The organism is Phaeacidiphilus oryzae TH49, from assembly GCF_000744815.1.
Classification (GTDB): Bacteria; Actinomycetota; Actinomycetes; order Streptomycetales; family Streptomycetaceae; genus Phaeacidiphilus; species Phaeacidiphilus oryzae.
Genome location: NZ_JQMQ01000005.1, coordinates 2,607,346 through 2,633,668, shown reverse-complemented (window position 1 = coordinate 2,633,668; position 26,323 = coordinate 2,607,346). Strand labels below are relative to the sequence as shown.

General features: G+C 73.5%; 25 protein-coding genes. 17 read left to right on the top strand and 8 right to left on the bottom strand.

Annotated features, from left to right (window positions below; translation table 11 throughout):
* Positions 1-298 precede the first annotated feature (298 nt).
* A complete protein-coding gene (locus BS73_RS15520; RefSeq protein WP_063837000.1) occupies positions 299-1,420 on the top strand; it encodes a C40 family peptidase in 1,122 nt (373 codons plus the stop codon).
* Between the two features lie 7 nt (positions 1,421-1,427).
* On the opposite strand, the gene BS73_RS15515 is transcribed toward BS73_RS15520, so the two are convergent.
* Together BS73_RS15515 and BS73_RS15510 are read right to left on the bottom strand one after the other, a co-directional pair.
* Positions 1,428-3,740: an FdhF/YdeP family oxidoreductase gene (locus tag BS73_RS15515; protein ID WP_037572902.1), complete on the bottom strand. Its 2,313-nt coding sequence runs from the start codon at positions 3,738-3,740 to the stop codon at positions 1,428-1,430.
* Positions 3,741-3,981: 241 nt separating this feature from the next.
* Positions 3,982-4,323 carry a PASTA domain-containing protein gene (locus BS73_RS15510; RefSeq protein WP_037572900.1) on the bottom strand — a complete coding sequence of 114 codons (342 nt, stop codon included), beginning with the start codon at positions 4,321-4,323 and terminating at the stop codon, positions 3,982-3,984.
* Positions 4,324-4,673: 350 nt separating this feature from the next.
* Here BS73_RS15510 and BS73_RS15505 point away from each other — a divergent pair, with 350 nt between their 5' ends.
* The 6 genes from BS73_RS15505 (at position 4,674) to BS73_RS15480 (ending at position 11,445) form a co-directional block, all read left to right on the top strand.
* Entirely contained in the window at positions 4,674-6,182 is a 1,509-nt protein-coding gene (locus tag BS73_RS15505) for an ABC transporter permease (RefSeq protein ID WP_037572896.1), read from the top strand.
* A gap of 87 nt (positions 6,183-6,269) precedes the next feature.
* Positions 6,270-6,932 carry an ABC transporter ATP-binding protein gene (locus BS73_RS15500; RefSeq protein ID WP_037572893.1) on the top strand — a complete coding sequence of 221 codons (663 nt, stop codon included), beginning with the start codon at positions 6,270-6,272 and terminating at the stop codon, positions 6,930-6,932.
* A 141-nt stretch (positions 6,933-7,073) separates the two neighbouring features.
* Positions 7,074-7,760: a FadR/GntR family transcriptional regulator gene (locus BS73_RS15495; RefSeq protein ID WP_037572890.1), complete on the top strand. Its 687-nt coding sequence runs from the start codon at positions 7,074-7,076 to the stop codon at positions 7,758-7,760.
* Positions 7,761-8,219: 459 nt separating this feature from the next.
* Entirely contained in the window at positions 8,220-9,596 is a 1,377-nt protein-coding gene (locus tag BS73_RS15490; protein ID WP_037572886.1) for an enolase C-terminal domain-like protein, read from the top strand.
* Positions 9,593-10,486 carry an SDR family NAD(P)-dependent oxidoreductase gene (locus BS73_RS15485; protein WP_084704087.1) on the top strand — a complete coding sequence of 298 codons (894 nt, stop codon included), beginning with the start codon at positions 9,593-9,595 and terminating at the stop codon, positions 10,484-10,486. The genes BS73_RS15490 and BS73_RS15485 overlap by 4 nt, the downstream gene beginning before the upstream one ends.
* Positions 10,486-11,445: an aldo/keto reductase gene (locus tag BS73_RS15480; RefSeq protein ID WP_037572884.1), complete on the top strand. Its 960-nt coding sequence runs from the start codon at positions 10,486-10,488 to the stop codon at positions 11,443-11,445. Before BS73_RS15485 ends, BS73_RS15480 begins: the two co-directional genes overlap by 1 nt.
* Here the strand turns inward: BS73_RS15480 and BS73_RS15475 are convergent.
* The 3 genes from BS73_RS15475 to BS73_RS15465 all read right to left on the bottom strand — a co-directional run bounded on the left by BS73_RS15475 (position 11,433) and on the right by BS73_RS15465 (position 14,105).
* Positions 11,433-12,296: an amidohydrolase family protein gene (locus BS73_RS15475; protein WP_037579734.1), complete on the bottom strand. Its 864-nt coding sequence runs from the start codon at positions 12,294-12,296 to the stop codon at positions 11,433-11,435. The two genes, BS73_RS15480 and BS73_RS15475, sit on opposite strands and share 13 nt — an antisense overlap.
* A 39-nt stretch (positions 12,297-12,335) precedes the next feature.
* Positions 12,336-13,121 (bottom strand): TetR/AcrR family transcriptional regulator, encoded by a 786-nt coding sequence (locus tag BS73_RS15470; protein ID WP_084704086.1) that lies wholly within the window; start codon positions 13,119-13,121, stop codon positions 12,336-12,338.
* 81 nt (positions 13,122-13,202) lie between these two features.
* Positions 13,203-14,105, bottom strand: a complete 903-nt coding sequence (locus BS73_RS15465; RefSeq protein WP_037572881.1) for an AurF N-oxygenase family protein — start codon at positions 14,103-14,105, stop codon at positions 13,203-13,205.
* A 239-nt stretch (positions 14,106-14,344) separates the two neighbouring features.
* Between BS73_RS15465 and BS73_RS15460 the strand changes: the two genes are divergently transcribed.
* From BS73_RS15460 to BS73_RS15415, 10 genes are all read left to right on the top strand, one after another.
* Positions 14,345-15,238 carry an NAD(P)-dependent oxidoreductase gene (locus BS73_RS15460; RefSeq protein WP_037572879.1) on the top strand — a complete coding sequence of 298 codons (894 nt, stop codon included), beginning with the start codon at positions 14,345-14,347 and terminating at the stop codon, positions 15,236-15,238.
* A 92-nt stretch (positions 15,239-15,330) separates the two neighbouring features.
* The gene (locus tag BS73_RS15455; protein WP_051939965.1) at positions 15,331-17,040 is read left to right on the top strand and encodes a DUF885 domain-containing protein; all 1,710 of its coding nucleotides are present in this window, start codon (positions 15,331-15,333) and stop codon (positions 17,038-17,040) included.
* Positions 17,041-17,668: 628 nt separating this feature from the next.
* A complete protein-coding gene (locus tag BS73_RS15450; protein ID WP_037572874.1) occupies positions 17,669-18,262 on the top strand; it encodes a DUF4262 domain-containing protein in 594 nt (197 codons plus the stop codon).
* A gap of 78 nt (positions 18,263-18,340) precedes the next feature.
* Positions 18,341-19,273 (top strand): LysR family transcriptional regulator, encoded by a 933-nt coding sequence (locus BS73_RS15445; RefSeq protein WP_037572871.1) that lies wholly within the window; start codon positions 18,341-18,343, stop codon positions 19,271-19,273.
* A gap of 45 nt (positions 19,274-19,318) precedes the next feature.
* Positions 19,319-19,852, top strand: coding sequence for an AAA family ATPase (locus BS73_RS15440; RefSeq protein WP_037572868.1), 534 nt, complete (start codon positions 19,319-19,321; stop codon positions 19,850-19,852).
* Between the two features lie 64 nt (positions 19,853-19,916).
* Entirely contained in the window at positions 19,917-20,333 is a 417-nt protein-coding gene (locus tag BS73_RS15435; RefSeq protein WP_051941437.1) for a MerR family transcriptional regulator, read from the top strand.
* A complete protein-coding gene (locus tag BS73_RS15430) occupies positions 20,330-20,683 on the top strand; it encodes a thioredoxin family protein (RefSeq protein WP_037572864.1) in 354 nt (117 codons plus the stop codon). The genes BS73_RS15435 and BS73_RS15430 overlap by 4 nt, the downstream gene beginning before the upstream one ends.
* Positions 20,684-20,780: 97 nt before the next feature.
* The gene (locus tag BS73_RS15425; RefSeq protein ID WP_037572860.1) at positions 20,781-21,614 is read left to right on the top strand and encodes a mycofactocin-coupled SDR family oxidoreductase; all 834 of its coding nucleotides are present in this window, start codon (positions 20,781-20,783) and stop codon (positions 21,612-21,614) included.
* A gap of 62 nt (positions 21,615-21,676) precedes the next feature.
* Entirely contained in the window at positions 21,677-22,306 is a 630-nt protein-coding gene (locus tag BS73_RS15420; protein WP_037572857.1) for a DUF3887 domain-containing protein, read from the top strand.
* Between the two features lie 19 nt (positions 22,307-22,325).
* A complete protein-coding gene (locus BS73_RS15415; protein ID WP_037572854.1) occupies positions 22,326-22,601 on the top strand; it encodes a hypothetical protein in 276 nt (91 codons plus the stop codon).
* A gap of 39 nt (positions 22,602-22,640) precedes the next feature.
* Here the strand turns inward: BS73_RS15415 and BS73_RS15410 are convergent, their stop codons facing one another.
* From BS73_RS15410 to BS73_RS15400, 3 genes are read right to left on the bottom strand one after another with little or no spacing between them, the layout of a single operon-like run.
* A complete protein-coding gene (locus BS73_RS15410) occupies positions 22,641-23,942 on the bottom strand; it encodes an MFS transporter (protein WP_037572852.1) in 1,302 nt (433 codons plus the stop codon).
* Between the two features lie 7 nt (positions 23,943-23,949).
* Positions 23,950-25,443, bottom strand: a complete 1,494-nt coding sequence (locus BS73_RS15405) for an MmgE/PrpD family protein (protein ID WP_235215420.1) — start codon at positions 25,441-25,443, stop codon at positions 23,950-23,952.
* 14 nt (positions 25,444-25,457) lie between these two features.
* The gene (locus tag BS73_RS15400) at positions 25,458-26,285 is read right to left on the bottom strand and encodes a cyclase family protein (protein ID WP_037572848.1); all 828 of its coding nucleotides are present in this window, start codon (positions 26,283-26,285) and stop codon (positions 25,458-25,460) included.
* Positions 26,286-26,323: the final 38 nt, after the last annotated feature.

Sequence of the window (26,323 nt, the reverse complement as noted above, 5' to 3'; positions counted from 1 at the left end):
CGGGGAACTGCGCGGCCGACGCCGCACTCGGCAACGGCGTCCCGGTTGCCACCGGTTGTCCGCTGCCGGGTGCGGCGCGGTAGTGGGTTGGCCGCGCAGTTCCCCGCGCCCCTTGCTTGCGCCCCTGGGAGAGTGCGACGCGGAGGCGACCGGATGGTTGCCGGTATGTGAGGGTCCGTCAGAATCCCCTGTGCATCCGGTGGGTGGGGCTTAACGCCGCAAGTCGGGCGTGGCAGGATGCCGCTCGGTGCAGCATGATCGCAGAGCGTGGATCCGGTCCTCCGGGGGGAGCTGAGCGATGACAGGGCGTGGTGGTCGAGTCGCGGGGGTGGCGGTCGCCGCCGCCGTAGCCGTGGTGCTGGGGGCGGGGCCGGCGCTCGCCGACCCCGCGCCGCCGGGCGGTGGCGGCGGCGGCGGTGGCGGCGGGCTCACCGCCGAAGAGCAGGCGCTGGAGCCGCTGGTGGCCCAGCTTCAGCAGCAGTACCAGCAGGTGGAGACGGCCACCGAGAAGTACGACGGCCTCGACGAGAGGCTGACCGCCGCGCAGAAGCTGGGCGCCCGGCTCCAGCAGCAGCTCACCCAGCTCAAGGCGCAGGTGGAGACCGGCCGCACGGTCGCCGCCGGGCTCGCCGACGCGCAGTACCGCAACCAGGGCGTCTCCCAGCTGGGCGAGCTGATCCTCAGCGACAACCCGTACCAGGCGGCGAACCTCGCCTCGATGCTGGCCTCCGCGGCCCGCTCGCAGGGTCTCTTCCTCAGGCGACTCCACCAGCAGGAGCAGCAGCTGGCCGCGACCACCGCCCAGGCCGAGGCCGGCCTCGCCCAGGTGCGCAGGCTGACCGTGGAGGCCCGGCAGCAGAAGGCCGCCGTGCAGAAGCAGCTGGCCGCGAGCGAACGGAGCCTGGCCGGGCTGACCGGGGCCCAGCTCTCCCAGATCAAGCTGCTGGAGCAGAGGCAGGCCGACCAGGCCCAGCTGGCCTTCCTGGCCACCGGGGTGCTCGGCAAGGGCGGCGGCAACCCGTCCGCGCTCGGACGGCAGGCCGTCTCCTACGCCTTCGCCCAGCTCGGCAAGCCCTATCTGTGGGGCGGCAACGGGCCCAAGGCGTACGACTGCTCGGGGCTCACCCAGCAGGCCTGGCTGGCCGCCGGCGTGCAGATCCCGCGGACCAGCCAGGAGCAGTGGGCGCAGCTGCGGCACGTGCCGCTGAACGCCCTCCGCCCGGGGGACCTGATCGTCTACTTCGCCCACGCCACCCACGTCGCGATGTACATCGGCGACGGCAAGGTCGTCGAGGCCCCGCACACCGGCGCGTACGTGGAGGTGGCGCCGATCGCCGCGGACCCGGTCCTCGGCGCCGTCCGGCCGGATCCCGCCTCGGCCGGCCTCTCCTCCTATTCGCTTCCTCCGCAGAATAAGTGACGTACCGTCAGATCACCGTTGCGGCGCCGGAGTCCGCCTCGAAGCGGATCACCACCGACTTGGACGTCGGGGTGTTGCTGGTCTCGGCGACGCTGTCCAGCGGGACCAGCACGTTGGTCTCCGGGTAGTAGGCGGCGGCGCAGCCCCGGGCGGTCGGGTAGTGCACCACCCGGAAGTGCGGGGCGCGCCGTTCGAGGCCGTCCTCCCACTCGCCGACCAGGTCCACGTAACCGCCGTCCTCCACGCCCAGCGCGGCCGCGTCCTCGGGGTTGACCAGCACCACCCGGCGGCCGTCCTTGATCCCGCGGTAGCGGTCGGCCAGGCCGTAGATGGTGGTGTTGTACTGGTCGTGCGAGCGCAGGGTCTGGAGCAGCAGCCGCCCCTCCGGGAGCTCCGGCGCGTACGGCGGGTTGATGGTGAAGTTCGCCTTGCCGGTGGTGGTCGGGAAGGCCCGCTTGTCCCGGGGGGCGTGCGGGAGGGCGAAGCCGCCCGGCTTCTTGATCTTGGCGTTGAAGTCCTCGAAGCCGGGGACCACCCGGGCGATCCGGTCCCGGATCGTGTCGTAGTCGGCGGCGAACTCCTCCCACGGCACGGTGTTCTTCGGGCCGAGGACCTTGCGGGCCAGCCGGCAGACGATGGCCGTCTCGGAGAGGAGGTCCTCGCTCGGCGGCGCCAGTCGGCCGATCGAGGCGTGCACCATCCCCATCGAGTCCTCGACGGTGACCTGCTGCGGCCCCTTGGAGGTGAGGTCGCGGTCGGTACGGCCGAGGGTGGGCAGGATCAGCGCGCGGGCGCCGGTGATCACGTGCGAGCGGTTGAGCTTGGTGGAGACGTGGACGGTCAGCCGGCAGCTGCGCAGGGCGTCCTCGGTGACCGGGGTGTCCGGGGTGGCCGAGACGAAGTTGCCGCCCATCGCGAAGAAGACCTTGACCTTGCCGTCCCGCATCGCGCGGATGGTGTCCACCACGTCGTGGCCGTGCTCGCGCGGCGGCTCGAAGCGGAACTCCCGGCCGAGCGCGTCCAGGAAGGCGGGGGCGGGCTTCTCGTAGATGCCCATGGTGCGGTCGCCCTGCACGTTGCTGTGGCCGCGGACCGGGCAGACGCCGGCGCCCGGCTTGCCCACGTTCCCGCGCAGCAGAAGGAAGTTGACCACCTCTCGGATGGTCGGCACGGAGTGCTTGTGCTGGGTCAGGCCCATCGCCCAGCAGACGATCGTCTTCCGGCTGCCGAGGGCCAGCTCAGCCAGCTCGCGGATCTGCTCCTCGGGGAGGCCGGTGGCCTCCCGGATGTCCTCCCACTTGGTGTTCTTGCGGGCGTCCTCCCGCCACTCGGCGAAGCCGGCGCAGTGGGCGTCGATGAACTCCTGGTCCAGGACGGTGCCCGGGGCCTTCTCCTCGGCCTCCAGGAGCAGCAGGTTCAGTGCCCGGAAGAGGGCGAGGTCGCCGCCGATCCGGATCTGCAGGAAGAGGTCGGTGAGCTTGGTGCCGTTGCCCACCAGACCCTTGGGGGTCTGCGGGTTCTTGAAGCGCTCCAGGCCGGCCTCGGGCAGCGGGTTGACGCTGACGATCTTCGCTCCGGCACGCTTGGCGCGCTCCAGGGCGGAGAGCATCCGGGGGTGGTTGGTGCCCGGGTTCTGCCCGGCGACGATGATCAGATCCGCCTGGTAGAGGTCCTTGAGGTGGACGCTGCCCTTGCCGACGCCCAGCGTCTCCACGAGCGCGGAACCCGAGGACTCGTGGCACATGTTGGAGCAGTCCGGCAGGTTGTTGGTGCCGAACTGGCGGGCGAAGAGCTGGTACGCGAAGGCGGCCTCGTTGCTGGTCCGGCCGGAGGTGTAGAAGGCGGCGCCGTCGGGCGAGTCCAGGGCCGCGAGCTCCTCGGCGACCAGCGAGAAGGCGTCCTCCCAGGAGACCTGCCGGTAGTGGGTGGCGCCCTCCTCCAGCAGCATCGGGTGGGTCAGCCGGCCCTGCTGGCCCAGCCAGTAGCCGGACCTGCCGGCCAGCTCCTCGACCGAGTGCTCGGCGAAGAAGGCCGGGGTGACCTTCCGCAGGGTGGCCTCCTCGGCCACCGCCTTGGCGCCGTTCTCGCAGAACTCCGCGGTGTGGGTGTGGTCGGGCTCGGGCCAGGCGCAGCCGGGGCAGTCGAAGCCGTCGAACTGGTTCAGCTTCAGCAGGGTGCGGGTGGCGCGGGGGAGACCCATCTGCGCCGCCGCGATCTTGGTGGTGTGCACCAGAGCGGGGATGCCCGCGGCAGCGTGATGCGGCTCGGATACTTCCGGTACGTCCTGGGCGGGGTCCGCCGCGGGAGCTCGCTTGGCCATCGCTCTCAACCTCCGGTCAACGCCTGCGGATTTTGCATACGATCCACCGGCCGCCATCCTCGCACTAGGAGGCTCCGCTTGGCCACGTGCCCTGGTCGCGGCCCGGATCCGGGGGCGCCGGGGGCACCCACGCTGCCGTGCTCGGCGATGAATCCGGGTCGCCACCCGGACCCGGACCCGGACCCGGACCCGTCCCTGCCTGGGCGCTAGGCGTCGAGGGGGCGCCGGCGCCCTGCGGCGCTTACAGCGCCTGCGGGGCCAGCGGGTCCGGGGGCAGGTCCCCGGTCTCGGGAAGGGGCGGAGTGGGGGAGGGGATCGGCGCCTCCTGCTGCACGCCGCCGGGCCCCGGCAGCGGCCGCCGCGGCTCGCGGACCCCGCCCTCCCCGGGAGGGGAGTTCCGAGTGAACACCGTCACCACCGTGGACCGCGCCACCGACCGCCCGGAGGACGGCGTCTGATCGACGACCCAGTCGTTCTCGTCCCCCGCGGGCGACCCGTCCGCCCGCAGCACGACCAGGCTCATCTCCACCCCGAGCCACTGCGCCTCGCCCAGCCGCATGCCGATCAGATGCGGCACGGTCACCTGGTCCCGCCGGCTCCTCCCGGAACCACGCTGGCGCTGTCCGCCGAACTCCATCTCCGCCGCCCCTCAGCTCCGGATCGGATCGGATGGGTCCACGGTACGTCAGATCATCTGAATTCGGGCAGATCATCACGGTTCGGCGGACAAGGTGCAGCGAGATCTCCGCGAACCGGCGGGAGCTCGCCGGGGCGCTTCTCGCCCGTCTGCTTCTCACCCGTCTTTCATGTCCCCCTCATCACCCTTCCATCACGGCTCCCTACCTTCGTCCCGCGCCGCAGCGGGACGAAGACGACCCAGGACCGCCACCGCGCCGCCCCCTCCGGCCTCAAGGATTCGAGGAAACGACTCGGATGTTCTTCACCTACCTGCGGCGTGAACTGCGCCGCCGACGCAAGGCGGCACTCGTCGTCGCCATGGGCCTGGCCCTCGGCATCGGCCTGGTCATCACGGTGACCTCGGTGTCCGCCGGGATGAACAAGGCGCAGAGCCAGGTGCTCCACAACCTCTACGGCCTCGGCACGGACATCACCGTCACCAAGGCGGCCACCGCCGACCAGCAGGGCGGCCAGGGGCCCCAGCGTTTCCAGTTCTCCCACTCCGGCTCCGGCACCAGCGACAGCAGCCAGGACCGGCTGCGGGTGGCCGGCGGGACCGGCACCCTGAGCAAGTCCCAACTCGCCTCCATCGCGCGGCAGTCCGGGGTGGCCTCGGCGGTCGGTGGACTCTCGCTCACCGACATCAAGTTCAACGGCTCGTTCACCTTCAAGGGCGGCAGCGCCGGCACCTCCGGCGGCTTCGGCGGGACCCGCGGCCTCGGCGGCGGCGAGGGCGGCGGCTCCGGCAGCGGCCGCGCGGCCCCGCCCTCCGGCTCGGCCGGCTTCAACCTGGACTCCTTCACCGTCTCCGGCGTGGACACCTCCAACCTCGCGCTGGGCCCCCTGAGTTCCTCGAAGATCACCAGCGGTGAGGACTTCACCACGGCCCAGTCCGCCTCCGCGGTGGCCGTGGTGGACAGCGCCTACGCCAAGACCAAGAGCCTCAAGACCGGCTCCACGGTCACCCTCGCCGGTACCCGGTTCACCGTGATCGGCATCGCCACCGCCGACTCCGGCGCCGCCAGCTCCAACGTCTACATCCCACTGGCCGAGGCGCAGAAGCTGTCGTCCAACACCGGCGCCGTCTCCACCGTCTATGTGAAGGCGACCAGCTCGCAGCAGATCTCCGCGGTCAAGGCGGCGATCCAGAAGAACGTCACCGGGACCACCGTCACCACCTCCGCCGACATGGCCTCCGAGGTCTCCGGCTCCCTCTCCACCGCCGCCAGCCTGGCCACCAGCCTCGGCAAGTGGCTCTCCGTCGCGGTGCTGGCGGCGGCCTTCCTGGTGGCCGCGCTCCTCACCTCGGCCGCGGTCAACCGGCGCGTCCGCGAGTTCGGCACCCTCAAGGCGCTGGGCTGGCGCAGCCGCCGGGTGATCGGCCAGGTGATGGGCGAGGCCGTGGTGAACGGCCTGATCGGCGGGGTGCTGGGGATCGTCCTGGGCCTGGCCGCGGCGTACGCGATCACCGCGGTGTCGCCGACGCTGAGCGCCACCGCCGGCGGTGCCGCCGCCGGCCAGGGCGGCGCAGGTCAGGGCGGCCGCTTCGGCGGCGCCGGTGGCTTCGGCGGCGGGGGCGGCTTCGGCGGGTTCCGCCGGGCCGCCGAGCAGGCGGTGACCGTGCACCTCACCGCACCGGTGACGATCGGCGCCATCCTCCTCGCCGTGCTCCTCGCGGTGGCGGGCGGGCTGGTCGCGGGCGGCTTCGGCGGATGGCGGGCCTCCCGGCTGCGCCCGGCGGACGCACTCCGCCGGATCGAGTAGCCGGCCCCCTGCCCCAAGGCCCCTGCCCCAAGGCCGTCGGCACACCACCCCCAGCGCCCCTCACCCGGATCCGGAGCGGAACCAGCCATGTACAAACTCAGCGGAGTAACCAAGACCTATCAGCGCGGCAAGGGCACGGTGCACGCGCTGAACGGACTCGACCTGGTCATCGAGGACGGTGAGCAGCTCGTCATCCAGGGCCCGACCGGCGGCGGCAAGTCCACACTGCTGCAGATGCTCGGCGCCCTCGACCGGCCGACCTCCGGCATGGTCGAACTCGACGGCCACGACCTCGGCACCCTCCCCGAGGCCAGACTCACCCGGGTCCGCTCGGAGACGATCGGCTTCGTCTTCCAGGGGTTCAACCTGATCCCGACCCTCAACGCGCAGGAGAACGTCGAGGCCGCGCTCGCCCCGATGGGCGTGAAGTCCGCCGACCGGCGGCGACGGGCCGCGGACGCGCTGGCCTCCGTCGGCCTCGGCGAGCGCCTCACCCACCTCCCGGCCGAGCTCTCCGGCGGCCAGCAGCAGCGGGTGGCGATCGCGCGGGCACTGGTGAAGGAGCCGAAGGTGCTCCTCGCCGACGAGCCCACGGGCAACCTGGACGAGGAGACCAGGGACGAGATCATGGCCCTGCTGAACGACCTCTGGGAGTCCAGGGGGCTGACCTTCGTCATCGTCACCCACGACACCGCGATCGCCCGGGCCGCGAAGCGGGTGGCGACCCTGCGGAAGGGGAAGCTGGTGTGATCCCGTCCCCAACCGGTTCTGATCCGGGGACACCGGTACGCGGCCGGTGCGGCCTCCCGCATAATGAGCCGACTACCGTGCGCCGGGGCGGCGAGGACCGCCCCGGCGCACGTACCGCAACTGGCCGGGAGGGCACAGGACGTGTCGGTCACGGATGAGGCGATCGCCCGGATCCGGGAGATGATCGCCGGTGGCGACCTGAAGCCGGGCGACCGCCTGCCCAAGGAGGCCGACCTGGCCGCGATGCTCGGGCTGTCCCGCAACTCGCTGCGCGAGGCGGTGCGCGCGCTGTCGCTGATCCACGTGCTGGACGTGCGGCAGGGCGACGGCACCTACGTCACCGGCCTGGAGCCGGAGCGGCTGCTGGAGGCCGTCGGCTTCATGGTGGAGCTCCGGCACGACAGCTCGCTCCTCGAGGTCTTCGAGGTCCGCCGGATGCTGGAGCCGGCGGCGACGGCGAAGGCCGCAGAACGCGTCACCGCCGAGCAGCTCGCCGAGCTGGAGCGGCTGGTCGACGCGGCGGAGGCGAGCAGCACGGCGGCCGAACTGGTCGAGTGCGACATGGAGTTCCACCGGGTCATCGTCGAGGCCGCGGACAACCAAGTGCTGGCCGCGCTGCTGGTCCAGCTGAGCTCGCCGACGGTGCGCGCGAGGGTCTGGCGCGGCCTCACCGAGGACGACGCCCTTTCCCGCACCCTCGCCGAGCACCGCGCCATCGTCTCCGCGCTGCGCGCCCGCCGTGCGGACCTGGCGCACGCCTGCGCCCTCGTCCACATCGCCGGCGTCGAGGAGTGGCTCCGCGCGTCGGTTGCCGCAGGCGGCGAGTAGCCCGCCGCGCGGGCGAGGCCGGCCCGAGCGCGGCCCGAGCGCGCCCCGAGCGCGGCGACGACGTCGCAGATGAGGGGCGCGGGGAACTGCGCGGCCAGCGCCGCAGTCCGTTGCGCTCGACAACGGAGTTCGAGTGGCAACCCGGTAGTCGTTCCCGGGCGCCACGCCGTAGAGGGTTGGCCGCGCAGTCCCTGCGCCCCTGATCGCGCCTGCGGCGACGCCCGGGTGGGGCGATGTCATCCGACGACTGACGGAGCATCAACGCACGGCTCGCGTGCACAGCATGAAGATCGCGGCCGCACGCTGGACCCCGATCCGTGGTCTTGATATACATCGGATGTCTAACCGACGGTTGGACGTAATGACCACACACCCGCAAGGTGGTGACTCGCGTGAGGTTCCGGCCCCCCGCACCGGCTCGACCCCGGCCATCGGCCCCCGCGGAGCGGAGGCGCGGCCTTGCGCATAACCGGCTTCGACACCGTCGACCTCCGCTTCCCCACCTCCCGCGAGCTCGACGGCTCGGACGCGATGAACAAGGACCCGGACTACTCCGCGGCCTACCTGGTCCTCCGCACCGACGACCCGGACACCCCGGCCGGCTACGGCTTCGCCTTCACCATCGGCCGCGGCAACGACGTCCAGACGGCCGCCATCGACTCCCTCCGCGGCCACCTCGTCGGCCGCGACGCCCGCGAACTCTTCGCCGCCATCGGGGATTTCAACCGCGAGCTGCTCAACGACAGCCAACTCCGCTGGCTCGGCCCGGAGAAGGGCGTCATCCACATGGCGGTCTCCGCCGTCCTCAACGCCGTCTGGGACCTCTACGCCCGGCACGAGCGCAAGCCGCTCTGGCGGCTCCTCTCCGACCTCGCTCCGGAGCGGCTCGTCGACTGCGTCGACTTCCGCTACCTGGAGGACGCCCTCACCCCCGACCAGGCCCTGGAGATCCTCCACGCGGCCCGCGAGAACCCCGCCCGGGACGCCCGCGAGCGCGCCCTTCTCGCCCGCGGCTACCCCGCGTACACGACCTCCCCGGGCTGGCTCGGGTACAGCGACGAGAAGCTGGTGCGGCTCAGCCGCCAGGCCGTCGCCGACGGGTTCGAGATGATCAAGCTCAAGGTCGGCGACGACCTCGCGGACGACCGCCGCCGGATGTCCCTCGCCCGCGCCGCCGTCGGCCCGGACCTGCCCATCGCCGTCGACGCCAACCAGCGCTGGGGCAGCGCCGAGGCGATCCGCTGGATGACCGCGCTCGCCGAGTTCCGCCCGTACTGGATCGAGGAGCCGACCAGCCCGGACGACGTCCTGGCGCACGCCGCCGTCCGCCGCGCCCTCGCCGAGGCCGGCACCGGCATCCTGGTCGCCACCGGCGAACACGTCCACAATCGGGTGATGTTCAAGCAGTACCTCCAGGCCGGAGCGCTGGACGTGATGCAGATCGACGCGGCCCGGGTCGGCGGGGTCAACGAGAACATCGCCAACCTGCTGCTCGCCGCCCGTTTCGGCGTGCCGGTCTGCCCGCACGCCGGCGGGGTCGGCCTGTGCGAACTGGTCCAGCACCTCTCGATGTTCGACTACCTGGCCGTCTCGGGCAGCCAGGACGGGCGCCGGATCGAGTACGTGGACCACCTCCATGAGCACTTCACCGATCCGGTCGTCCTCGAGAACGGACGCTACCGGGCGCCACTGACACCCGGCTCCGGCGCCAGGATCCACGAGCGCACCCTCGCCGAGTACCGCTACCCGGACGGCCCCGTCTGGGCCGCCGAACTCGCCGGCTCCGCCCAGCCCGCCGCCGACCCCACCGCCGAGCCTTCGGAGGCCACCGCATGACCGAGGCAGCCACGTCCGCCACCTCCGCCGAGCCCGCCGACTCCGCCGAGCCCGCCGACGCCGCCGGCCGGGACTTCCTCGGCCTCTCCGCCCTGGTGACCGGCGGCGGCTCCGGTATCGGCCTCGCCGTCGCGAACCTGCTGGCGGCCCGCGGGGCCCGGGTCACCGTTCTGGACCGGGACGAGAAGGCCCTGGCCGGCCTGCCCGGCCGGCTCTCCGGCCGGGTCTGCGACGTCACCGACGACGCCTCCGTGCGGGCCGCCGTCGGCACCCTGGACGGCCTCGACGTGCTGGTCAACAACGCCGGCATCGGCGCCGCCGGCACCGTCGCCGACAACTCCGACGAGGAGTGGCACCGGGTGCTCGACGTCAACGTCCTGGGCATCGTCCGGGTCACCCGGGCCGCGCTGCCGCTGCTCCGCGCCTCCCGGCACGCCGCCGTCGTCAACACCTGCAGCATCGCCGCCACCGCCGGGCTGCCGCAGCGGGCGCTCTACTCGGCCAGCAAGGGGGCGGTGTACTCGCTCACCCTGGCGATGGCCGCGGACCACCTCCGGGAGGGCATCCGGGTCAACTGCGTCAACCCCGGTACGGCGGACACCCCGTGGGTGGGACGGCTGCTGGACGCCGCCGAGGACCCGGCCGCCGAGCGGGCGGCGCTGGAGGCCCGCCAGCCGCACGGCCGGCTGGTCTCCGCCGAGGAGGTGGCGGGCGCCATCGCGTACCTCGCCTCCCCGCTCTCCGGCTCCACCTCCGGCACCTCGCTGGCGGTGGACGGCGGGATGCAGGGCCTCCGCCTCCGCCCCGCGCCCACGTCCGCCCCCGCGCCCGCGGCCGCCCCCGCGCCCACGTCCGCCCCCGTGTCCGCGCCCCCGCGCCAGGAGCGCTGATGGCCGTCCGCCCGCTCCCCTTCCGGCTCCCGCCGTTCGGTCTCGGCACGGCGCCGCTCGGCAACCTCTACGCCGAGGTGCCCGAAGCCGAGGCCGAGGCCGCCGTGGCGGCCGCCCTCGAAGCCGGCTGGACCTACCTGGACACGGCCCCGCACTACGGACTCGGCCTGGCCGAGGAGCGGCTCGGCCGCGCGCTCGCCGCGAGCGGCCTGCCGCGGGACCGGTACGTCCTCTCCACCAAGGTCGGCCGCCTCCTCGAACCGGCCGACCCGGGCGAGGAGTTGGAGCCGCAGGGCTTCGCCGCCGTACCGCGCCGCCGGCGGCGCCTGGACTACTCGGCGGACGGCGTGCGCCGCTCGCTGGACGAGTCGCTGGCCAGGCTGGGCGTGGACCGGGTGGACATCGTCTACGTCCACGACCCGGACACCCCCGAGCAGCAGCGCCAGGTCCGCGCCGAGGCCTATCCGGCGCTGGCCCGGCTGCGCGAGGAGGGCGTCGTCGGGGCGGTCGGCGTCGGGATGAACTTCACCGAGCCGCTGGCCGGATTCGTCCGCGACCTCGATCTGGACCTGATCCTGCTGGCCGGCCGGCACACCCTGCTGGACCGCTCGGCGCTGCGCGAGGGCCTGCTGGAGCTGTGCGCCGAGCGCGGCACCGGCGTGGTGGTCGGCGGGGCGTTCAACTCCGGCCTGCTGGCCGACCCGCGGCCCGGGGCGACCTTCGACTACCAGCCCGCCGACGGCGAACTGGTCGAGGAGGCGCGGCGGTTGGCGCGCGCCTGCGAGGCGCACGGGGTGCCGCTGCCGGCCGCCGCGCTGGCCTACCCGGCCGGCCATCCGGCGGTGGTCTCGGTGCTGGTGGGCTGCCGGACGGCGGCGGAGGTGGCGGCCAACGCCGGGCACGCGGCCACCCCGATCCCCGCCGGACTCCGCCGCGAACTGGGCTTCTACACCCCGTAGACCCGCCGGGCCGTCCCGCCGAACACGGCCTCCCGCTCGGCCGTCGACAGCCCGGCGGTCAACGCGCCCGCCGCCTCGGCCACCTCGACGTACGGGGCGGCCAGCCGGCAGACCGGCCAGTCCGAGCCGAACATCAGCCGGTCCGGACCGAAGGACTCCAGGGCCGCGTCCGCGTACGGCCGCAGCCCGTCCAGCGTCCAGTCCTGCCAGGACGCCTCCGTGACCAGGCCGGACAGCTTCGCCGCGACCAGGTTCCCGGTCGCGGCCAGCCCGGTCAGCCAGTCGGCCCACTCCCGGTCGAGCCCGGCCGGGGAGTCCCCGCCGTACTCGGCGATCCGCGGCTTCCCCAGGTGGTCCAGGACGAACGGCACCTCGTCCAGCCCGCGCACGGTCCGCGCCGCCGCGTCCCACTGCGGCCGCCGCACCACCAGGTCCACGACCAGCCCGGCCGCGCCCACCGCGCGCAGCCCCCGGCGGACGTCCGCCCGCAGCAGCCACTCCGGGTCCGGCTCGTCCTGCACCAGGTGGCGGACGCCCACCAGCAGCTCGCCGCCGGGGAGTTCGCGCATCCGGTCCAGCCGGTCGGCCACGTCCGGGGCACGGAGATCGACCCATCCGACGACTCCGCGGACCAGCTCGCTGGCCTCGGCCGTGGCCAGGAACTCCGCCGTCTCCTCGGCCGCGTTCAGCACCTGGACCAGCACGGTGCCGTCCACCCCGGAGCGCTCGGCCTCGTCCCGCAGCTCCGCAACTCCGTACGGCCGCCGAAGCGGCGCCATGGCGGCGCCGTCCAGCCATGCGTGACGCCGGGTGCCCGGGTCCCAGAAGTGATGATGTGCATCGATCACCATCGTCATGCGCGGGACCATACATGGGATCAATCCCGGGCGTCAGTCCTCTGCCGCGAGCAGCTCTCCCAGGCGTTCCGCGAGCCGGGCGCCCGGTCCGCTGAAGCCCTCGTCCGCGACCACCCGGCGCAGCAGGCGGGCGCACTGCGGATCGTGGACGGCGGCCGCCGCGAACATCGCCACGAACTGGTCCACCAGCAGCTCCACCTGCTCCGTGACGGGTATCTCCCGCCCCTCGTCCAGCCAGCTGAGCGCGGCCGTCTCCACCACCGAGACCCAGGAGCGGACCAGCACGCGCAGCCGCGGACCGGCCGGCTCGTCCGTCAGATGCTCGATGATCCGCTGGTGGGCGGCCCGCCGCACGCCGTCCACGATGGCGTCGGTCCGCTCGGTCTCGGCCACCGAGCCGCCGCGCAGCAGGGCCGCGTAGCCGGCCGCGTGCTCGTCGACGAAGGCGAAGTACCGCTCCAGGACGTGCCCGAGCCGCCTGGTCCTCGGGCCGTCCCGGGGTTCGACGAACCTGGCCGCCAGGCCCTCCGCCGCCGAGCCCAGCGCCTCCTCGTACAACTGCTGCTTGCCGCCAGGGAAGTAGCGGTAGACGAGGGGCCGGGAGGCGTCGGCGGCGACGGCCACGTCGTCCAGCGAGACCTCCTCCGGGGCGTGCCGGCTGAAGAGTTCGAGGGCGGCCCGGATCAGCTCGCCCCGGCGCTCCTCCACGCTCAGCCTCCGGTAGGCCGCCCGGCGCGGGCGGGCCGCCCCGCCGCCCGGCGAGCCGGGGGCACCGGCGGAGGGGGTGGGGGCGTCCTCGACCGCAGCGTCCGCTTCCATGGCGGCCACCCTAGCCAGCGGACTCCACGATTCGTACACAGCAGGGGGATTGACAACGCGGTCGGCCCGAACGGGGGGTGCTCACAGCAGCCGGGCGCGCCGCCAGAGCCCGGTCGCGATGGGCCCGGCGATCACGCCGGTCTCCTGGAGGAACGAGGTGAGCTTCTCCGCGGACCAGCGCAGGGTCTCGCCCCGATGGGCGCTCGCCCTCGCCTGCCGCAGGGCCTCCTCCCGGTCCAGGCCGACGTTGGCGTAGACCTCGGGGGAGATGATGCTCTCGGCCACCACCACTGCGGCGACCCCGCTGGAGAACCGGGTCCACCGGCGCTCGACCGGGCCGCAGACCCGCATCTGCCGGGCCAGCTCCTCGCGGGCGTAGCGGATGTGCCGGGACTCCTCGACCACATGGATCCGGGTGACGTCGCGGACCATCGGCTGCACCGACTCGTCCGGGAAGATCTGCCGCTGCATCCGGTCCAGGATCTCCTCGCAGAGCAGCGTCGCGGTGAAGGCCCCGGGGGTGGTGGCGTAGGTCTTGATGAACCGGCCGAGGAAGCGGACCAGCGCGTCCGGCCGGTAGAGCGGGCAGTCCAGGCGGCGGATCATCCGGGCGAACATCTTGGAGTGCCGGCACTCGTCGGCGATCTCGGTCAGCGCGTAGCGGACGTGGTCGCTGAGGTAGTCCAGGTCGTACATGTGCCGGGTGAGCAGCTGCATCAGGATGATCTCGAACCAGATGCCGATCGAGGCGGTGGAGGCGGCCTCGTGCCGGGAGAGGTCGAGCCGCTGCTCCAGCGGCATCGCCTCCCACATCGGGGTGCCGTAGAGGGAGACGAGCTTCTCGGGTATGCACCACTTGCCGTCTTCCAGGGCGTCCCAGGCGACTTCGACGTCCGGGTCGAACGAGTGCTTGTCCGAGGCGTCGAGCAGACGCTCGGCGACCTGCTCGCGGTTCAGCAGCTGGTCGATTTCGAGCGTGGGCATGGGGCGGACTCCCTTGTTCCGTGGCTCCCGTGTTCCGTGGTGCTCTCGTTCCGCTGGCGTCTCTTATGAGACTGCGCGTCAACAAGGCCGTCAATCCCCTTGACAAGGCTCGCGGTTCGACTCGCCCGTTCGCCCGGGCCATGCCGGGGCGCCGCCGGCCGCCGGGGCGCGGTAACGTCGCTGGAGAGCCCCCCGTTCCAGCCGTTGCAGCCGTTCGAGTCGTCCGAGGAGCATGAGTGATGGTCGGTCAGTCCGCAGAAGCCCCCGCGGTCTCCGTACTCGGCACCGGGATCATGGGAGCCGGGATGGCGCGCAGCCTGCTCCGCGAGGGCTTCCCGGTGCACGTGTGGAACCGCAGCCGGCAGCGCGCCCTGCCGCTCGCCGACGCCGGCGCCGTGGTCGCCGAGGACCCGGCCGAGGCGGTACGCGGCAGCCGCATCGTGATCACCATGCTCACCGACCAGGCCGCGGTCCGCGAGGTGATCGAGGCCGCCGCGGGCGGCCTGAACGGCAACCAGGTCTGGCTCCAGTGCAGCACCGTGGGCACCGAGGCGGTGGCCGGACTGGCCGCGCTCGCCCGCGAGCACGAGATCCAGTTCGTCGACGCGCCCGTCCTCGGCACCCGGCAGCCCGCCGAGCAGGGCAAGCTGACCGTCTTCGCGGCCGGGCCGAAGGCCGTCCGCAGCGGCGTGGACCGGGTGCTGGACGCCATCGGCCAGCGCACCCTGTGGGTGGCCGAGAACGCCGAGTCCGGCGCCGCCCAGGCGCTCAAGCTGGTCGCCAACACCTATGTGCTGAGCCTGGTCAGCGGCGTCGCCGAGGCGCTCAGCCTGGCCGACGGGCTGGGCGTGGACGGGCGCTCGTTCCTGGAGGCGATGGCAGGCGGCCCGCTGGACAACCCCTATCTGCGGACCAAGGCCGAGGCCATCCTCAGCGGCGACTACACCCCCAGCTTCTCGGTCTCGGTGGCCGGCAAGGACGCCCGGCTGATCGTCGAGGCGGGGGAGCGCGCGGGCGTGCGGATGGACCTGCTGAGCGCCGCCGCGCAACGGTTCCGCCGGGCCGAGCTCCAGGGCCACGGCGGCGAGGACATGGCCGCCACCTACTTCGCCGGCTTCGACAAGGAGTCCTGACGGGCCGTCCGCCGGCCGTCTGACGGTCCATCGGCAAAACAGCCCGCGACAAGGGATCGCCCGTCCGGCGGCCGGTGGGCCAGGATGGGCCCATGCCAGACACCGCACGCTCGCTCGCCGACGCCTACCTCGCCGAACGCGCCGCCCTGGACCCGACGACCTCCGCCTACCTCGGCCTCAACCAGGAGGACGAGAGCCTCGGCGACTACTCCCCGGACGGCTTCGCCGCCCTGGCCGAACAGGACCGCCGCACCCTCGCCGCCCTGGACGGTCTCCCCGGCACCGCGCGGGACGACTCGGCGGTCGGCGCGGACCGGGCCTGCGCCCGGCTGCTCCGCGAGCGCCTCACCGCGCAGCTCGCCGAGTACGAGGCCGGCGACCACCTCCGGTCGCTCAACAACATCTCCGCCCCGGTGCACTGGGTGCGGGAGATCTTCACCATGCGCCCGGCCGAGAACGAGCAGGACTGGTCCCGTACCTCCGGCCGGCTGGCCGACCTGCCGCGCGCCCTGGACTCCTACCGGGCCTCGCTCGCCGAGGGCGCCCGCACCGGCCGCACGGTGGCGCCCCGCCAGGTCGCCACCGTCGTCGAGCAGCTCACCGAGTGGGCCGAGCCCAGCCCCTGGTTCTCCGACTTCGTCGCCGAGGCCCGGCAGATCAACGGCGTGCCGGACTCGCTCTGCGAGGAGCTGGACGCCCGGGCCGAGAACGCCACCCGGTCCGTCCTCGCCTTCCGCGACTGGCTGCGCACCGAGTACGCCCCGGCCGCCGAGGGCACCCCGGACGCGGTCGGCCGCGAGCGCTACCTTCGCGCGGCCCGCTCGCACAGCGGCTCCGACCTCGACCTGGACGAGGCCTACGGCTGGGCCTGGACGGAGTTCCACCGGCTGCTCGCCGAGCAGCGCGTCGAGGCCGCGCGGATCCTCACCGGCGCCCGGGACCCCGAGCCGCTCACCGCGATGCGCCACCTCGACGCCCACGGGCCGATCGTCCACGGGGTGGACCAGATCCGGGTCTACCTCCAGCAGTTGATGGACGAGGCGATCGACGCGCTGGACGGCACCCACTTCGACATCACCGGGCCGGTCCGCAAGGTCGAGGCGATGATCGCCCCGGCGGGCGGAGCGGCGGCGCCCTACTACAGCGCGCCCTCGCTGGACTTCTCCCGCCCGGGCCGGACCTGGCTGCCGACCATGGGGCACACCGAGTTCCCGACCTGGCAGCTCGTCAGCACCTGGTACCACGAGGGGGTTCCCGGCCACCATCTGCAGCTCGCGCAGTGGGTGGCCTGCGCCGAGAAGCTGTCGCAGTACCAGTGCTCGCTGGGGTCGGTCAGCGCCAACGTGGAGGGCTGGGCGCTGTACGCCGAGCGCCTGATGGACGAGCTGGGCTTCTTCTCCACCCCCGAGCACCGGATCGGCTTCCTCGACGAGCAGATGCTCCGCACCATCCGGGTCATCATCGACATCGGCATGCACCTGGGGCTCCGCATCCCCTCCGACTCCCCGTTCCACCCCGGCGAGCGCTGGACCCCGGCCCTCGGCGACGCCTTCTTCGCCGCGTACAACGGCAGCCCCGCGGACATGCGGGAGAGCGAGATCGTCCGCTACCTGGGCTGGCCCGGCCAGGCCATCGGCTACAAGCTCGGCGAGCGCGCCTGGCTGGCCGGCCGCGAGGCCGCGAAGTCCGCCGCGCTGAAGTCCGGCAAGGAGTTCGACCTCCGCACCTGGCACATGGCCGCGCTCTCGCAGGGCTCCCTGGGCCTCGACGACCTGGCCTCGACCCTGGCGACGCTGCCGTAGCGAGGCCGCGGGCCCGAAGCGCAGCGCCGAAGGCGCAAGCCAGGGGGCGCGGGGAACCGCGCAGCCCGCGCGCAACGCTCCCGCACTCGGCAACGGCGGCTCTTCGCGCAGGGGCCCCGGACGAGTGCGGCAGAGCGTCGCGCCGCCGGCCGCGCGGTTCCCCGCGCCCCCGACGTCGCCGGGCGACTCGGCGGGGCAGCCGGGCGGCGCCGAGGGCGGGCGCCCCGGCGGGGGAGGGCAGAGGCGGGCCGGTAGGAGGGCAGGGGGCCGGTAGGGAAATACAAGAACCCAGCCCGCCGCGAAGCGGCTTCGCATGCCACGCCCCACCCCCCGGGTAGGAACCCGCCATGACCCGCGCAGCCGCCCCGCTCGCCCGCACGCCCACTCGGCCGGCGTCCTCCGGACCCGCCTCGCCGGCGCACGAGCACCCGGGCATCGCCGCCACGGCCCCTGCCCCGACGATCGCCACTACCACCCTAGCCACCTCCTGAACCCCTCCCACCAGCACTCTGATCACTCGTTCGAGCGATTCGGAAGACCCGGACCGCGCACTGTCACAGCCGGGCCCTACGTTGAGCCTGCGCACAGCCGAACATCCTCGGGGGGAGAGCCCCGGGGGGAGGTTCCCGTGATCGACCGCCGTCATCTCGACCGACTCAACGCGACGATCGCCAAGCACGGACACGCCATCCAGTACGTGTCCCCCTGCACCCCGGTCACCTGCTCCGACCACGCCTACGACCAGCAAAGCGACCACCCGGCCGGGTATCCCGCCGACCACCCGACCGGGTACCCCGCCGACCATCCGGCCGGCCCGCCGCCCGCCTACGCCTACGCCGACGACCCGGACGCCCTCGACACCGTCGGCGACCTGGACGAGGCCGACTTCGACCCGCCCTTCGCCTACACCGTCGGCCTGGCCCAATGGCCCGGCCGCGACTACGAGTTGGCGGTCACCGGGCAGGATCCGCCGAACACCGGGCGGATCCTCAACGGCGCCGCCACCCAGCTGATCCTGGACGGCCTCCAGCCCGAGGAGGGGATGGAGATCGCCGACATCCTCGACGGCGGCCGCCTCCTCCGGCTGACCCGCGTCCAGGACCCGGAGGAGCTCGCGGTCCTCCCGCTCTACTACCCCTCCACCCCCACCGTCTGGCAGCTCCTCGTCCCGGACGACTTCGGCCGCTATCCGACCGGCCCCGCCGTCCAGCCGCTCCTCTGAAGGAGACGGCGCCCCTACCCCCTGAGGCATCGACCACGACAGCTAACCGATCACTCGATCTTTGCTAACCTCAACTGAATGATCGACTGGGACCTCCGCAAGTTCCGCATCCTGCGCGAGCTGCACCGCCAGGGCACGGTGACGGCCGCCGCCCAGGCGCTGTCGCTGACGCCCTCCGCCGTGTCCCAGTCCCTCGCCGCCCTCGCCCGCCAGATCGGCAGCCCCGTGGTGGAGCCGCAGGGCCGTCGGGTCCGCCTCACCGAGGCCGCCCACCTGCTGCTGCGGCACGGCGACGAGATCTTCGCCGAGCTGGAGCGGGCGGAGGCCGAGCTCGCCGCCTACACGGCGGGGGACACCGGCCTGATCCGGGTCGGCTCCTTCGCCACCGGCGTCCCCGCCCTGGTCACCCCGGCGGTGGTACGGCTCCGCGCCGAGCACCCGGGGCTGCGGGTCCAGGTCCGCGAGGCCGAGGCCGCCGAGGTCTACGACCTCCTCGACCGGGGGGAGATCGACCTCGGCCTCTCCCTCGCCCCGGCCGGCGCCCCGACCGGACCCACCGCCCGGCGCCGCTTCACCCGCAGCACCCTCCTCGCCGACCCCCTCGACCTGGCCCTCCCGGCCGGCCACCCGCTGGCCGCCGCGGGCGGCGACGCCGGCCCCCCGCTGCGCCTCGCCCAACTCGCCGACGAGCCGTGGATCTTCGGCGCCGCCGGCCCCTGGCGGGAGATCACCCTCACCGCCTGCGCGACCGCCGGCTTCAGCCCGGAGCCCGCCCACACCGCCTCGGACTGGACGGCGATCCTCGCCCTGGTCGCGGCGGGGCTCGGGGTGGCCCTGGTCCCGCGCCTGGTGGACACGGCCCCGCACCGCCCCGCCGTCGCGGTCCGTCCGCTCCCCGCGGACCGGCCGACCCGCCAGGTGGTGGCCGCCGTCCGCCGCGGCTCGCACACCGCACCCCGTCTCCGCCTCCTCCTCGACGCCCTCAATGAGGCCGCCGGGCAAGGCGACTGACGATTTCCCCGCGACGTCACGCAGCCCTGAGGAGGCCCGGCCCGCATGCAACGAGTCCTCGTCGTCGGAACGACCGGTTCCGGCAAGAGCACCCTCGCCCGCGCCCTGGCCGACCGCCTCGGCCTGCCGTACCACGAGATGGACGCCCTCTACTTCACCGGCCCGGGATGGGCGGTCAACCCCCGCCTGGTCGAGGAGGTCTCCGCGCTGGCGGGGGAACCCGGCTGGGTCGTCGACTCCATCGGCTACCCCGAGGTCCGCGACCTCCTGTGGTCCCGGGCCGACACGGTCCTGTGGCTGAACTACCCGCGCCGGATCGTCATGCCCCGGGTGCTGCGCCGGTCCTTCCGCCGGAGCCTCACCCGGGAGCCGGTGTTCGGCGGCAACCGCGAGACCTGGTCCGCCTGGTTCACCCGGGACCACCCGGCCTGGAGCGCCTGGTCCTCGCACGGCCCCCGGCACCGCGAGATCGCCCGCCGCACCGCGGCCCCCCGCGAGCGGCCGCTCGCCGTCCACCGCTTCCGCCACCCCCGCGCGGTCGCCCCCTGGCTGGATGCCCTCCCGCCGCGCTGGCGTTGACGTCGACGTCAAGGCCTACGGTTCTTCCATCGGCTCGGAGGAGGACGAGGACCCCATGGGCACGATCGGCATCGGCGAACTCGCCGAACGCGGCGGCACCACGACCAGGGCGCTGCGCTACTACGAGTCCCGCGGACTGCTCACCTCCCGCCGGGACTCGCGGGGCTACCGCGCCTACGACGAGGAGGACCTCCGGATCCTCCAGCAGATCAAGCTGCTCCAGGACTTCGGCTTCGAGCTGGAGGAGACCCGGCCGTTCGTCGACTGCCTCCGCTCCGGCCACCCGGCCGGCGACTCCTGCCCGGCCTCCCGCGAGGTCTACCGCGCCAAGCTCGCCGAGCTGGACGCGCTGATCGAGCGTCTTGAGGAGGTCCGGGACGCCGTCCGGCTGCGCCTCAGCCTGGCCGCCGACGCCGCCCCCGAGCCTTCCTGCGAACTCTTCCCGGCCCCGCCGCCGGACCGACGAGAGGACCAGAAGTGACCACCACCGCCGCCCACGGCGTCCCCGCCGTCACCGACGACGACTTCTCCGACGAGGTGCTCGCCGCCTCCGCCGACCTCCCGGTCCTGCTGGAGTTCACCGCCGACTGGTGCGGCCCCTGCCGCCAACTCGCCCCCGTCCTGGCCGAGATCGCCGACGAGTACGCCGGCCGGCTCAAGGTCGTCCAGCTCGACATCGACCGCAACCCGGCGACCGCCGCGCGGTACGCCGTCCTCTCCGCCCCGACCATGATGGTCTTCCGGGACGGTGAGCCCACCGCCTCGCTGGTCGGCGCCCGCGCCAAGCGCCGCCTCCTCGCCGACCTCGCCCCGGCCCTCGGCCTGGAGTGACCCGGCGCACATCTGCGTACCGACGCCTTCTCCTTCCCCGCACCGCGACGAGAATGACCGCCGGGTGTGACGATCCTCACCGCCGAGGACGAGGGAGATGGCCGGGTTGACGACGTCGACGACGAGACTCCAGGGCAAGGTCGCCTTCATCACCGGCGTGGCGCGCGGTCAGGGCCGCGCCCACGCCGTCCGGCTGGCCAGGGAGGGCGCCGACATCGTCGGCATCGACCTGGCCGGCCCGCTGCCCGGGGTCCCCTACGACTCCCCGACTCCGGAGGACCTCCGCGAGACCGGGAAGCTGGTCCGGCAGGAGGGCCGCCGGGCCCTGCTGCGCCAGGGCGACGTCCGCGACCTGGACGGGATGCGGGCCCTGCTGGACGAGGCGGCGGAGGAACTCGGCGGCCTGGACGTGGTGGTGGCCAACGCCGGCATCTGCATCCCGGCGACCTGGGACGCCACCACCCCGGAGATGTTCCGGGACACCATGGACATCAACGTCACCGGCGTCTGGAACACGGTGATGGCCGGCGCACCGCACCTGGTCCGCCGGGGCGGCGGTTCGATCGTCCTGATCAGCTCGTACGCGGGCAAGAAGGTCCAGCCGTTCATGGTCCACTACACCACCAGCAAGCATGCCGTCACCGGCATGACCAGGGCCTTCGCCGCCGAGCTCGGGCAGCACGGCATCCGCGTCAACAGCGTCCACCCCGGCGGCGTCAACACCCCGATGGGCTCGGGCGACATGCAGTCCGCGCTCGCCGCCGCCCACGAGTCCAATCCGCGGCTGGCCACCATGGGGACGCCGTTCCTCAACCGGTACGCCGCCGAGGCCGACCAGATCTCCGACGCCGTGGCCTTCCTGGCCTCCGCCGAGTCCGCCTTCATCACCGCCGAGCACCTCTCCGTCGACGGCGGCTCGCAGTACTTCTGAGCACCCCTCGGAGCCGTAAAGCATTCCTTGACAAGCACCACTCGTAAAGGGATGCTTTACGTATGCCCGACTCCCCGCAGACCCTCTCCGCCCTCAGCGCCCGGCTGGCCGAGCAGGCCGCCGCGCTGGCCGGGGCGGTGGGCAGTCCGCTGGCCTCGCCCGCCTACCTGGACCTGGTCCGTCAGGCCCGGGAGGTGGGCGAGTCGGCGGACCGGCTGCTCAAGCTCTGCGTGCAGCAGAGCCGGGACGCCGGCCACACCTGGCAGGAGATCGGGGACCTGCTCGGCGTGACCCGCCAGGCCGCGTTCCAGCGGTTCGGCAAGCCCGTCGATCCCCGAACGGGAGAAGCCATGGACAAGACGGTCCGGATGACCGACGCCGCGGAGCGCGCCCGCTCCATCGTCGCCGCCGTCCTCGACGGGCGGATGGACGAGGCCCGGCGCTCCTTCAACTCCCAGGTGCTGGAGGCGTTCACGGAGGAGGTCAGGGGTCAGGGCCTGGCCACGGTGGCCGGCCTCGTCGGCGCCTTCGAGGGCTTCGCCGACGAGGAGCCGTTCGTCCGCCGCATCGGGGACCACACCGTGGTCGACCTCCCCCTCCACTACGAGGCCGGCGACATGAAGGCCCGGGTCGCCTTCGACCAGGACGAGAAGGTCGCCGGCCTCTTCCTCCTCACCCCCGAGGCTCCGTGACCGAGGGGGGTCCGTCACCATGCCGCTACCGAACCTCCCGACCGGGCCCGGGGGCGGGCCCATCGGGCTCGCCGTCCGAGCCGCCATCGGATCCGTCGGCTCCGGGCCGCCCGCGCCCTGGGCCGTCCTCGTGCCGCTGGTCGCGCTGGTCCCCGCCGTGATCTGCATGGCCGACATCGCCCGCCACCCGCACACCCGCCGGTTCCCGCCGCAGACCTGGCTGGCGCTGTGCGCCTTCGGCAGCCTCTTCGGCCTCCTCGCCTACCTCCGCTTCGGCCGCAGCGAGGACCGCTGAGCCGATCCTTCCCGACCCGCGCGCGCCCGCGCCCGCGCCTCAGGCCGGCTGGTGCTCCTCGCTCTCCGTGCGGGTCCCGGTCGGGCGCCTCGGGGCGCGGGTGCAGGTCAGCATCAGTCCCGCGCCGATCACCGCGAGGGCGCTCATCACGACGAAGCCGGAGGAGAAGTCGCCGGTGGCGGAGACGATGAAGCCCATCACCGAGGGGGCGACGATCCCGGAGAGCGCGAACGCCGCGTCGGCGAACCCCGCCGCCACGCCCGGCTGGGAGGGCACCGCGTCGATCGCGGCCACCCACCAGATCCCGCCGGTGACGAAGCCCAGCCCGACGCCGAGCGAGATGAAGACCACCGACACGGTGAGCGAGGGCGCCGCGAAGATCGGGATCAGCGAGGCGCCGGAGAGCAGCAGCGCCACGCCCATGATGACGAACCGGCTGCGCACGCTCCCGGTGCGGGCGAAGACCCGGTCGGTCAGCACCCCGCCGAGGAGCGCGCCGACCACCCCCGCGGCCCACGGCGCCACGGAGAACAGCCCGACCGCGGAGATGCTCAGGTGGTACTGCTTGCCGAGGTAGTCCGGCAGCCAGTACATGAAGCCCCAGAACATGAACCCCCAGGCGAAGTAGCCGATCCCGATGATCCACAGGTTGCGGCTGGTCAGCACCGCCCGCCAGTCGATCCGCGCCGGGCCTTCCGCCCGCCCCCGCTCCTCCTCGGTCTGGCCGGCCGCGATGTGCTCGCGCTCGGCCGCGGAGACCCGCGGATGGTCCTGCGGGGTGTTCCGCAGCAGCAGCGTCGCGGCGCCGATCCAGACCACGCCGAGCAGCGCCAGCACCCAGAACATCCCGCGCCAGCCCACCCCGGCGATCAGCTGGGTGACCAGCGGACCGCCGATCAGCAGGCTGCCGGAGACCGCCACCCCGCCGACCATGGCCAGCGCGAGACCGCGCTCCTTCTGCGGGAGCCAGCGGCTCACGATGCGGGTGGCGGCCGGGAACCCGGGCCCCTCACCCGCCCCGAGCAGCACCCGCAGCACGAACAGGCCGGCGAACGAGCCGGACACCGGCGTCACCGCGGTCACCACCGACCAGATCACCACCCCGATCAGCAGGATCCGGCGCGGGCCGTAGCGGTCGACCAGCGGCCCCGCGGTGAACGCGAAGACCATGTACCCGATCGAGAAGGCGCTGCTGATCAGGCCGTACTGCGCGCTGTCGATGCCGAACGCCTTGGTGAGCGGCTCGATCGCGTACGAGACGGCACTGCGGTCGATGTAGTTGATGACGATCAGGGTGACGATCAGCCCGAGCATCAGCCACCGGTAGCGGGTTCTCTTCATCGTGACCTCACGGTGTGTCGGAGTCTCTTGCCTGACCTGCGCCGCCCGCGCCGGGCGCCCCGTCCGCCCCGTCCGCCCCGCCCGCGCCGGGCGAGAGCGCGGTGAGCGCCCCGACCAGGGCGGACAGGTCCGCGGCCCGGTCCAGGCTCCAGACCGCGTCGGCGAGGCGGAGTGCCGCGCTCTCCGTCCCCGCGATCCGGGCGTTGGCGGTGAACTTGGCGGTGAGCTCGTCGGCGGAGAGCGGGTTCTCCGGTCCGCCGCGGTTGGCCGTCACCCGTTCCGTGACGGTCCTGCCGCCCTTCAGCTCGGCGGTGAGGACCGCCGGGAACTGGTGGGGGAAGAGAGCGGTGGCCTCCTCGTCGGCCTCGCAGCGCACCCGCGCGGCGAGTGCCAGCCGGCGCGGGTCCCGGGCCGCCTCGTCGGTGAAGTCCTCGTGGAAGACGCCCAGTCCGCCGCCGCCGAGGAGGCCGGCGGCCACGGTGTACGGCCCGCTGAACGCGGCGTGGTAGCCGGAGCGCGGGTGCGCCTTCTCCTCGGCCGGCTCGGCGATGGTGCGCAGCACCGGCGCCGGCACGCCCAGCGTCAGCCGGGTGATCGCGTCCGGTTCGACGCCCTGCCGGCGCAGCCGCAGCGCCGCGTCCACCCCGGCGTGGGTGAAGTGGTTGCACGGGTACGGCTTGATGAACAGCCGTGCGGTCTCCCAGTGTTCGCCGAGCCGCTCGGTCAGCGGGGCGGTGTGGAAGCGGTCGCCGCAGAAGGCCTGGAAGAAGCCGAACCGGCCCTCCAGCACGGTGGGCGGACCGGTCAGCCCGAACCTGGCGAGGTCGGCGGCGGTCACCCCGGCGTGGGCGGCCCAGCCGCAGTGGATCCGCTTGACCGTGCCGCCGGTCCGGTTGGCCTCGATGATCCCGGAGCCCATGCTGGCCGCGATGCCGATCGCCGAGCAGAGCTGCTCCGCGTCCAGTCCGCGCAGCATCCCGGCGCCGACCGCCGCGCCCACCGCACCGCAGATCGCGGTGGCGTGCAGCCCCCGGTCGAAGAAGACGGAGTTGCCCAACTCCTCGTCGTACTGGGCCATTCCGAGCCGGCAGGTGACCTCGACGCCGACCGCCGCGGCGGCCAGCACCGCACTGCCGGAGGCGCCGACCGCCTCGGCGGCGGCCAGCACCGCGGGCAGTACGGCCGCCGAGGGATGGAGCACGGAGGGCAGATGGGTGTCGTCGAAGTCCAGGCTGTGCGCCAGCGTCCCGTTGACGAAGGCGGCGGAAGGAGCGGGCAGCCGCTCGGCCGCCCCGATCGCGGTCGCGGTCGGCGTCCCGCCCCACTCGGCGACCAGGGCGCGGACGGCCTGGCCCGGCTTCTCCGCGCCCGCCGCCAGGCTGTTGCCCAGCAGGTCCAGCAGATGGCCGGTGATCTTCTCCCGGATGTCGGCCGGCAGCCCGTGGTCGCGGACCTGGACGGCGAAGCCGGCGAGCCGCTGGGCGGGGGTGGCGGTGGTCATCGCGGGGCCGCTCATCACAGCATCACCGCGATCGGACGGATCGGGGAGCCGGTGCCGCCGGTGATCCGCAGCGGCGCGACCACGAAGAGGAACTCGCTCTGCCCGGTCTCCGCCAGCTCCTCCAGCGCGAGGTGCTCCATGATGTAGATCCCGGCGTCCACCAGCAGCACCCGGTGCACCGGGAGCACCCGGTGTCCGGCCCCGGGCGGGATCTGCTCGCAGGCCGTGGTGTCCGCGCCCACCGCCCGTACGCCGCGGTCCGCGAGCCAGCACCCGGCCTCCGGGGTGATGCCGGGGACCCCGGTCTCCGCGCCCAGGTAGCTCGCCGGGTCGCCGAAGTTCCGCGCCCAGCCGGTGCGCACCAGGGCGACGTCGCCGCGGCCCGGCTCCGCGCCGCCGGCCTCGGCGGCCTGCGCCAGGTCCTCGGCGGTCACCCCGTAGCCGCCCGGCAGGGTGTCCACCCCGTGCGCCCGGGCGACGTCCAGCAGGACGCCCCTGGTGACCATCGCCGGGGTCCGCTCGGCGCCGTGCTCCGAGAAGCTGCCGCCGGCCTGGGCCTCGGCGGCGTCCACCCCGCCGTGCAGCAGGCCCTCGTGGCTGACGTGGGAGAGGGCGTCGATATGGGTCCCGACGTGGCCGCCGGTGATGATGACTTCGTTGGCCGCCGAGCCGCCGTCCGGCCGGACCATGTCGCCGTGCCGGCGGGCCAGGGTCATCCGGAAGCCCGGGTGGTTGGGGGAGCAGGGCATGCCGGTGAAGAGCGGCTGGCCCAGTTCGACGATCCGCGGCTCGGCGGTGAGGGCGTCCAGGACGCTCGCGAGGGTGGGATTGCTGGCGGTCATTTCCTGCCTTCGTCGGTCGGATTTCGGTTCTCGGATCA

Excerpts from the sequence above, each read along its gene's own strand:
- BS73_RS15505 (WP_037572896.1), top strand. The coding sequence starts at position 4,674 with ATGTTCTTCACCTACCTGCGGCGTGAACTGCGCCGCCGACGCAAGGCG.
- BS73_RS15520 (WP_063837000.1), top strand. The coding sequence starts at position 299 with ATGACAGGGCGTGGTGGTCGAGTCGCGGGGGTGGCGGTCGCCGCCGCC.
- BS73_RS15465 (WP_037572881.1), bottom strand. The coding sequence starts at position 14,105 with ATGCCCACGCTCGAAATCGACCAGCTGCTGAACCGCGAGCAGGTCGCC.
- BS73_RS15405 (WP_235215420.1), bottom strand. The coding sequence starts at position 25,443 with ATGACCACCGCCACCCCCGCCCAGCGGCTCGCCGGCTTCGCCGTCCAG.
- BS73_RS15420 (WP_037572857.1), top strand. The coding sequence starts at position 21,677 with ATGCCCGACTCCCCGCAGACCCTCTCCGCCCTCAGCGCCCGGCTGGCC.
- BS73_RS15480 (WP_037572884.1), top strand. The coding sequence starts at position 10,486 with ATGGCCGTCCGCCCGCTCCCCTTCCGGCTCCCGCCGTTCGGTCTCGGC.
- BS73_RS15485 (WP_084704087.1), top strand. The coding sequence starts at position 9,593 with ATGACCGAGGCAGCCACGTCCGCCACCTCCGCCGAGCCCGCCGACTCC.
- BS73_RS15515 (WP_037572902.1), bottom strand. The coding sequence starts at position 3,740 with ATGGCCAAGCGAGCTCCCGCGGCGGACCCCGCCCAGGACGTACCGGAA.
- BS73_RS15475 (WP_037579734.1), bottom strand. The coding sequence starts at position 12,296 with ATGGTGATCGATGCACATCATCACTTCTGGGACCCGGGCACCCGGCGT.
- BS73_RS15425 (WP_037572860.1), top strand. The coding sequence starts at position 20,781 with ATGGCCGGGTTGACGACGTCGACGACGAGACTCCAGGGCAAGGTCGCC.
- BS73_RS15445 (WP_037572871.1), top strand. The coding sequence starts at position 18,341 with ATGATCGACTGGGACCTCCGCAAGTTCCGCATCCTGCGCGAGCTGCAC.
- BS73_RS15410 (WP_037572852.1), bottom strand. The coding sequence starts at position 23,942 with ATGAAGAGAACCCGCTACCGGTGGCTGATGCTCGGGCTGATCGTCACC.
- BS73_RS15460 (WP_037572879.1), top strand. The coding sequence starts at position 14,345 with ATGGTCGGTCAGTCCGCAGAAGCCCCCGCGGTCTCCGTACTCGGCACC.
- BS73_RS15470 (WP_084704086.1), bottom strand. The coding sequence starts at position 13,121 with ATGGAAGCGGACGCTGCGGTCGAGGACGCCCCCACCCCCTCCGCCGGT.
- BS73_RS15415 (WP_037572854.1), top strand. The coding sequence starts at position 22,326 with ATGCCGCTACCGAACCTCCCGACCGGGCCCGGGGGCGGGCCCATCGGG.
- BS73_RS15400 (WP_037572848.1), bottom strand. The coding sequence starts at position 26,285 with ATGACCGCCAGCAATCCCACCCTCGCGAGCGTCCTGGACGCCCTCACC.
- BS73_RS15455 (WP_051939965.1), top strand. The coding sequence starts at position 15,331 with ATGCCAGACACCGCACGCTCGCTCGCCGACGCCTACCTCGCCGAACGC.
- BS73_RS15500 (WP_037572893.1), top strand. The coding sequence starts at position 6,270 with ATGTACAAACTCAGCGGAGTAACCAAGACCTATCAGCGCGGCAAGGGC.
- BS73_RS15440 (WP_037572868.1), top strand. The coding sequence starts at position 19,319 with ATGCAACGAGTCCTCGTCGTCGGAACGACCGGTTCCGGCAAGAGCACC.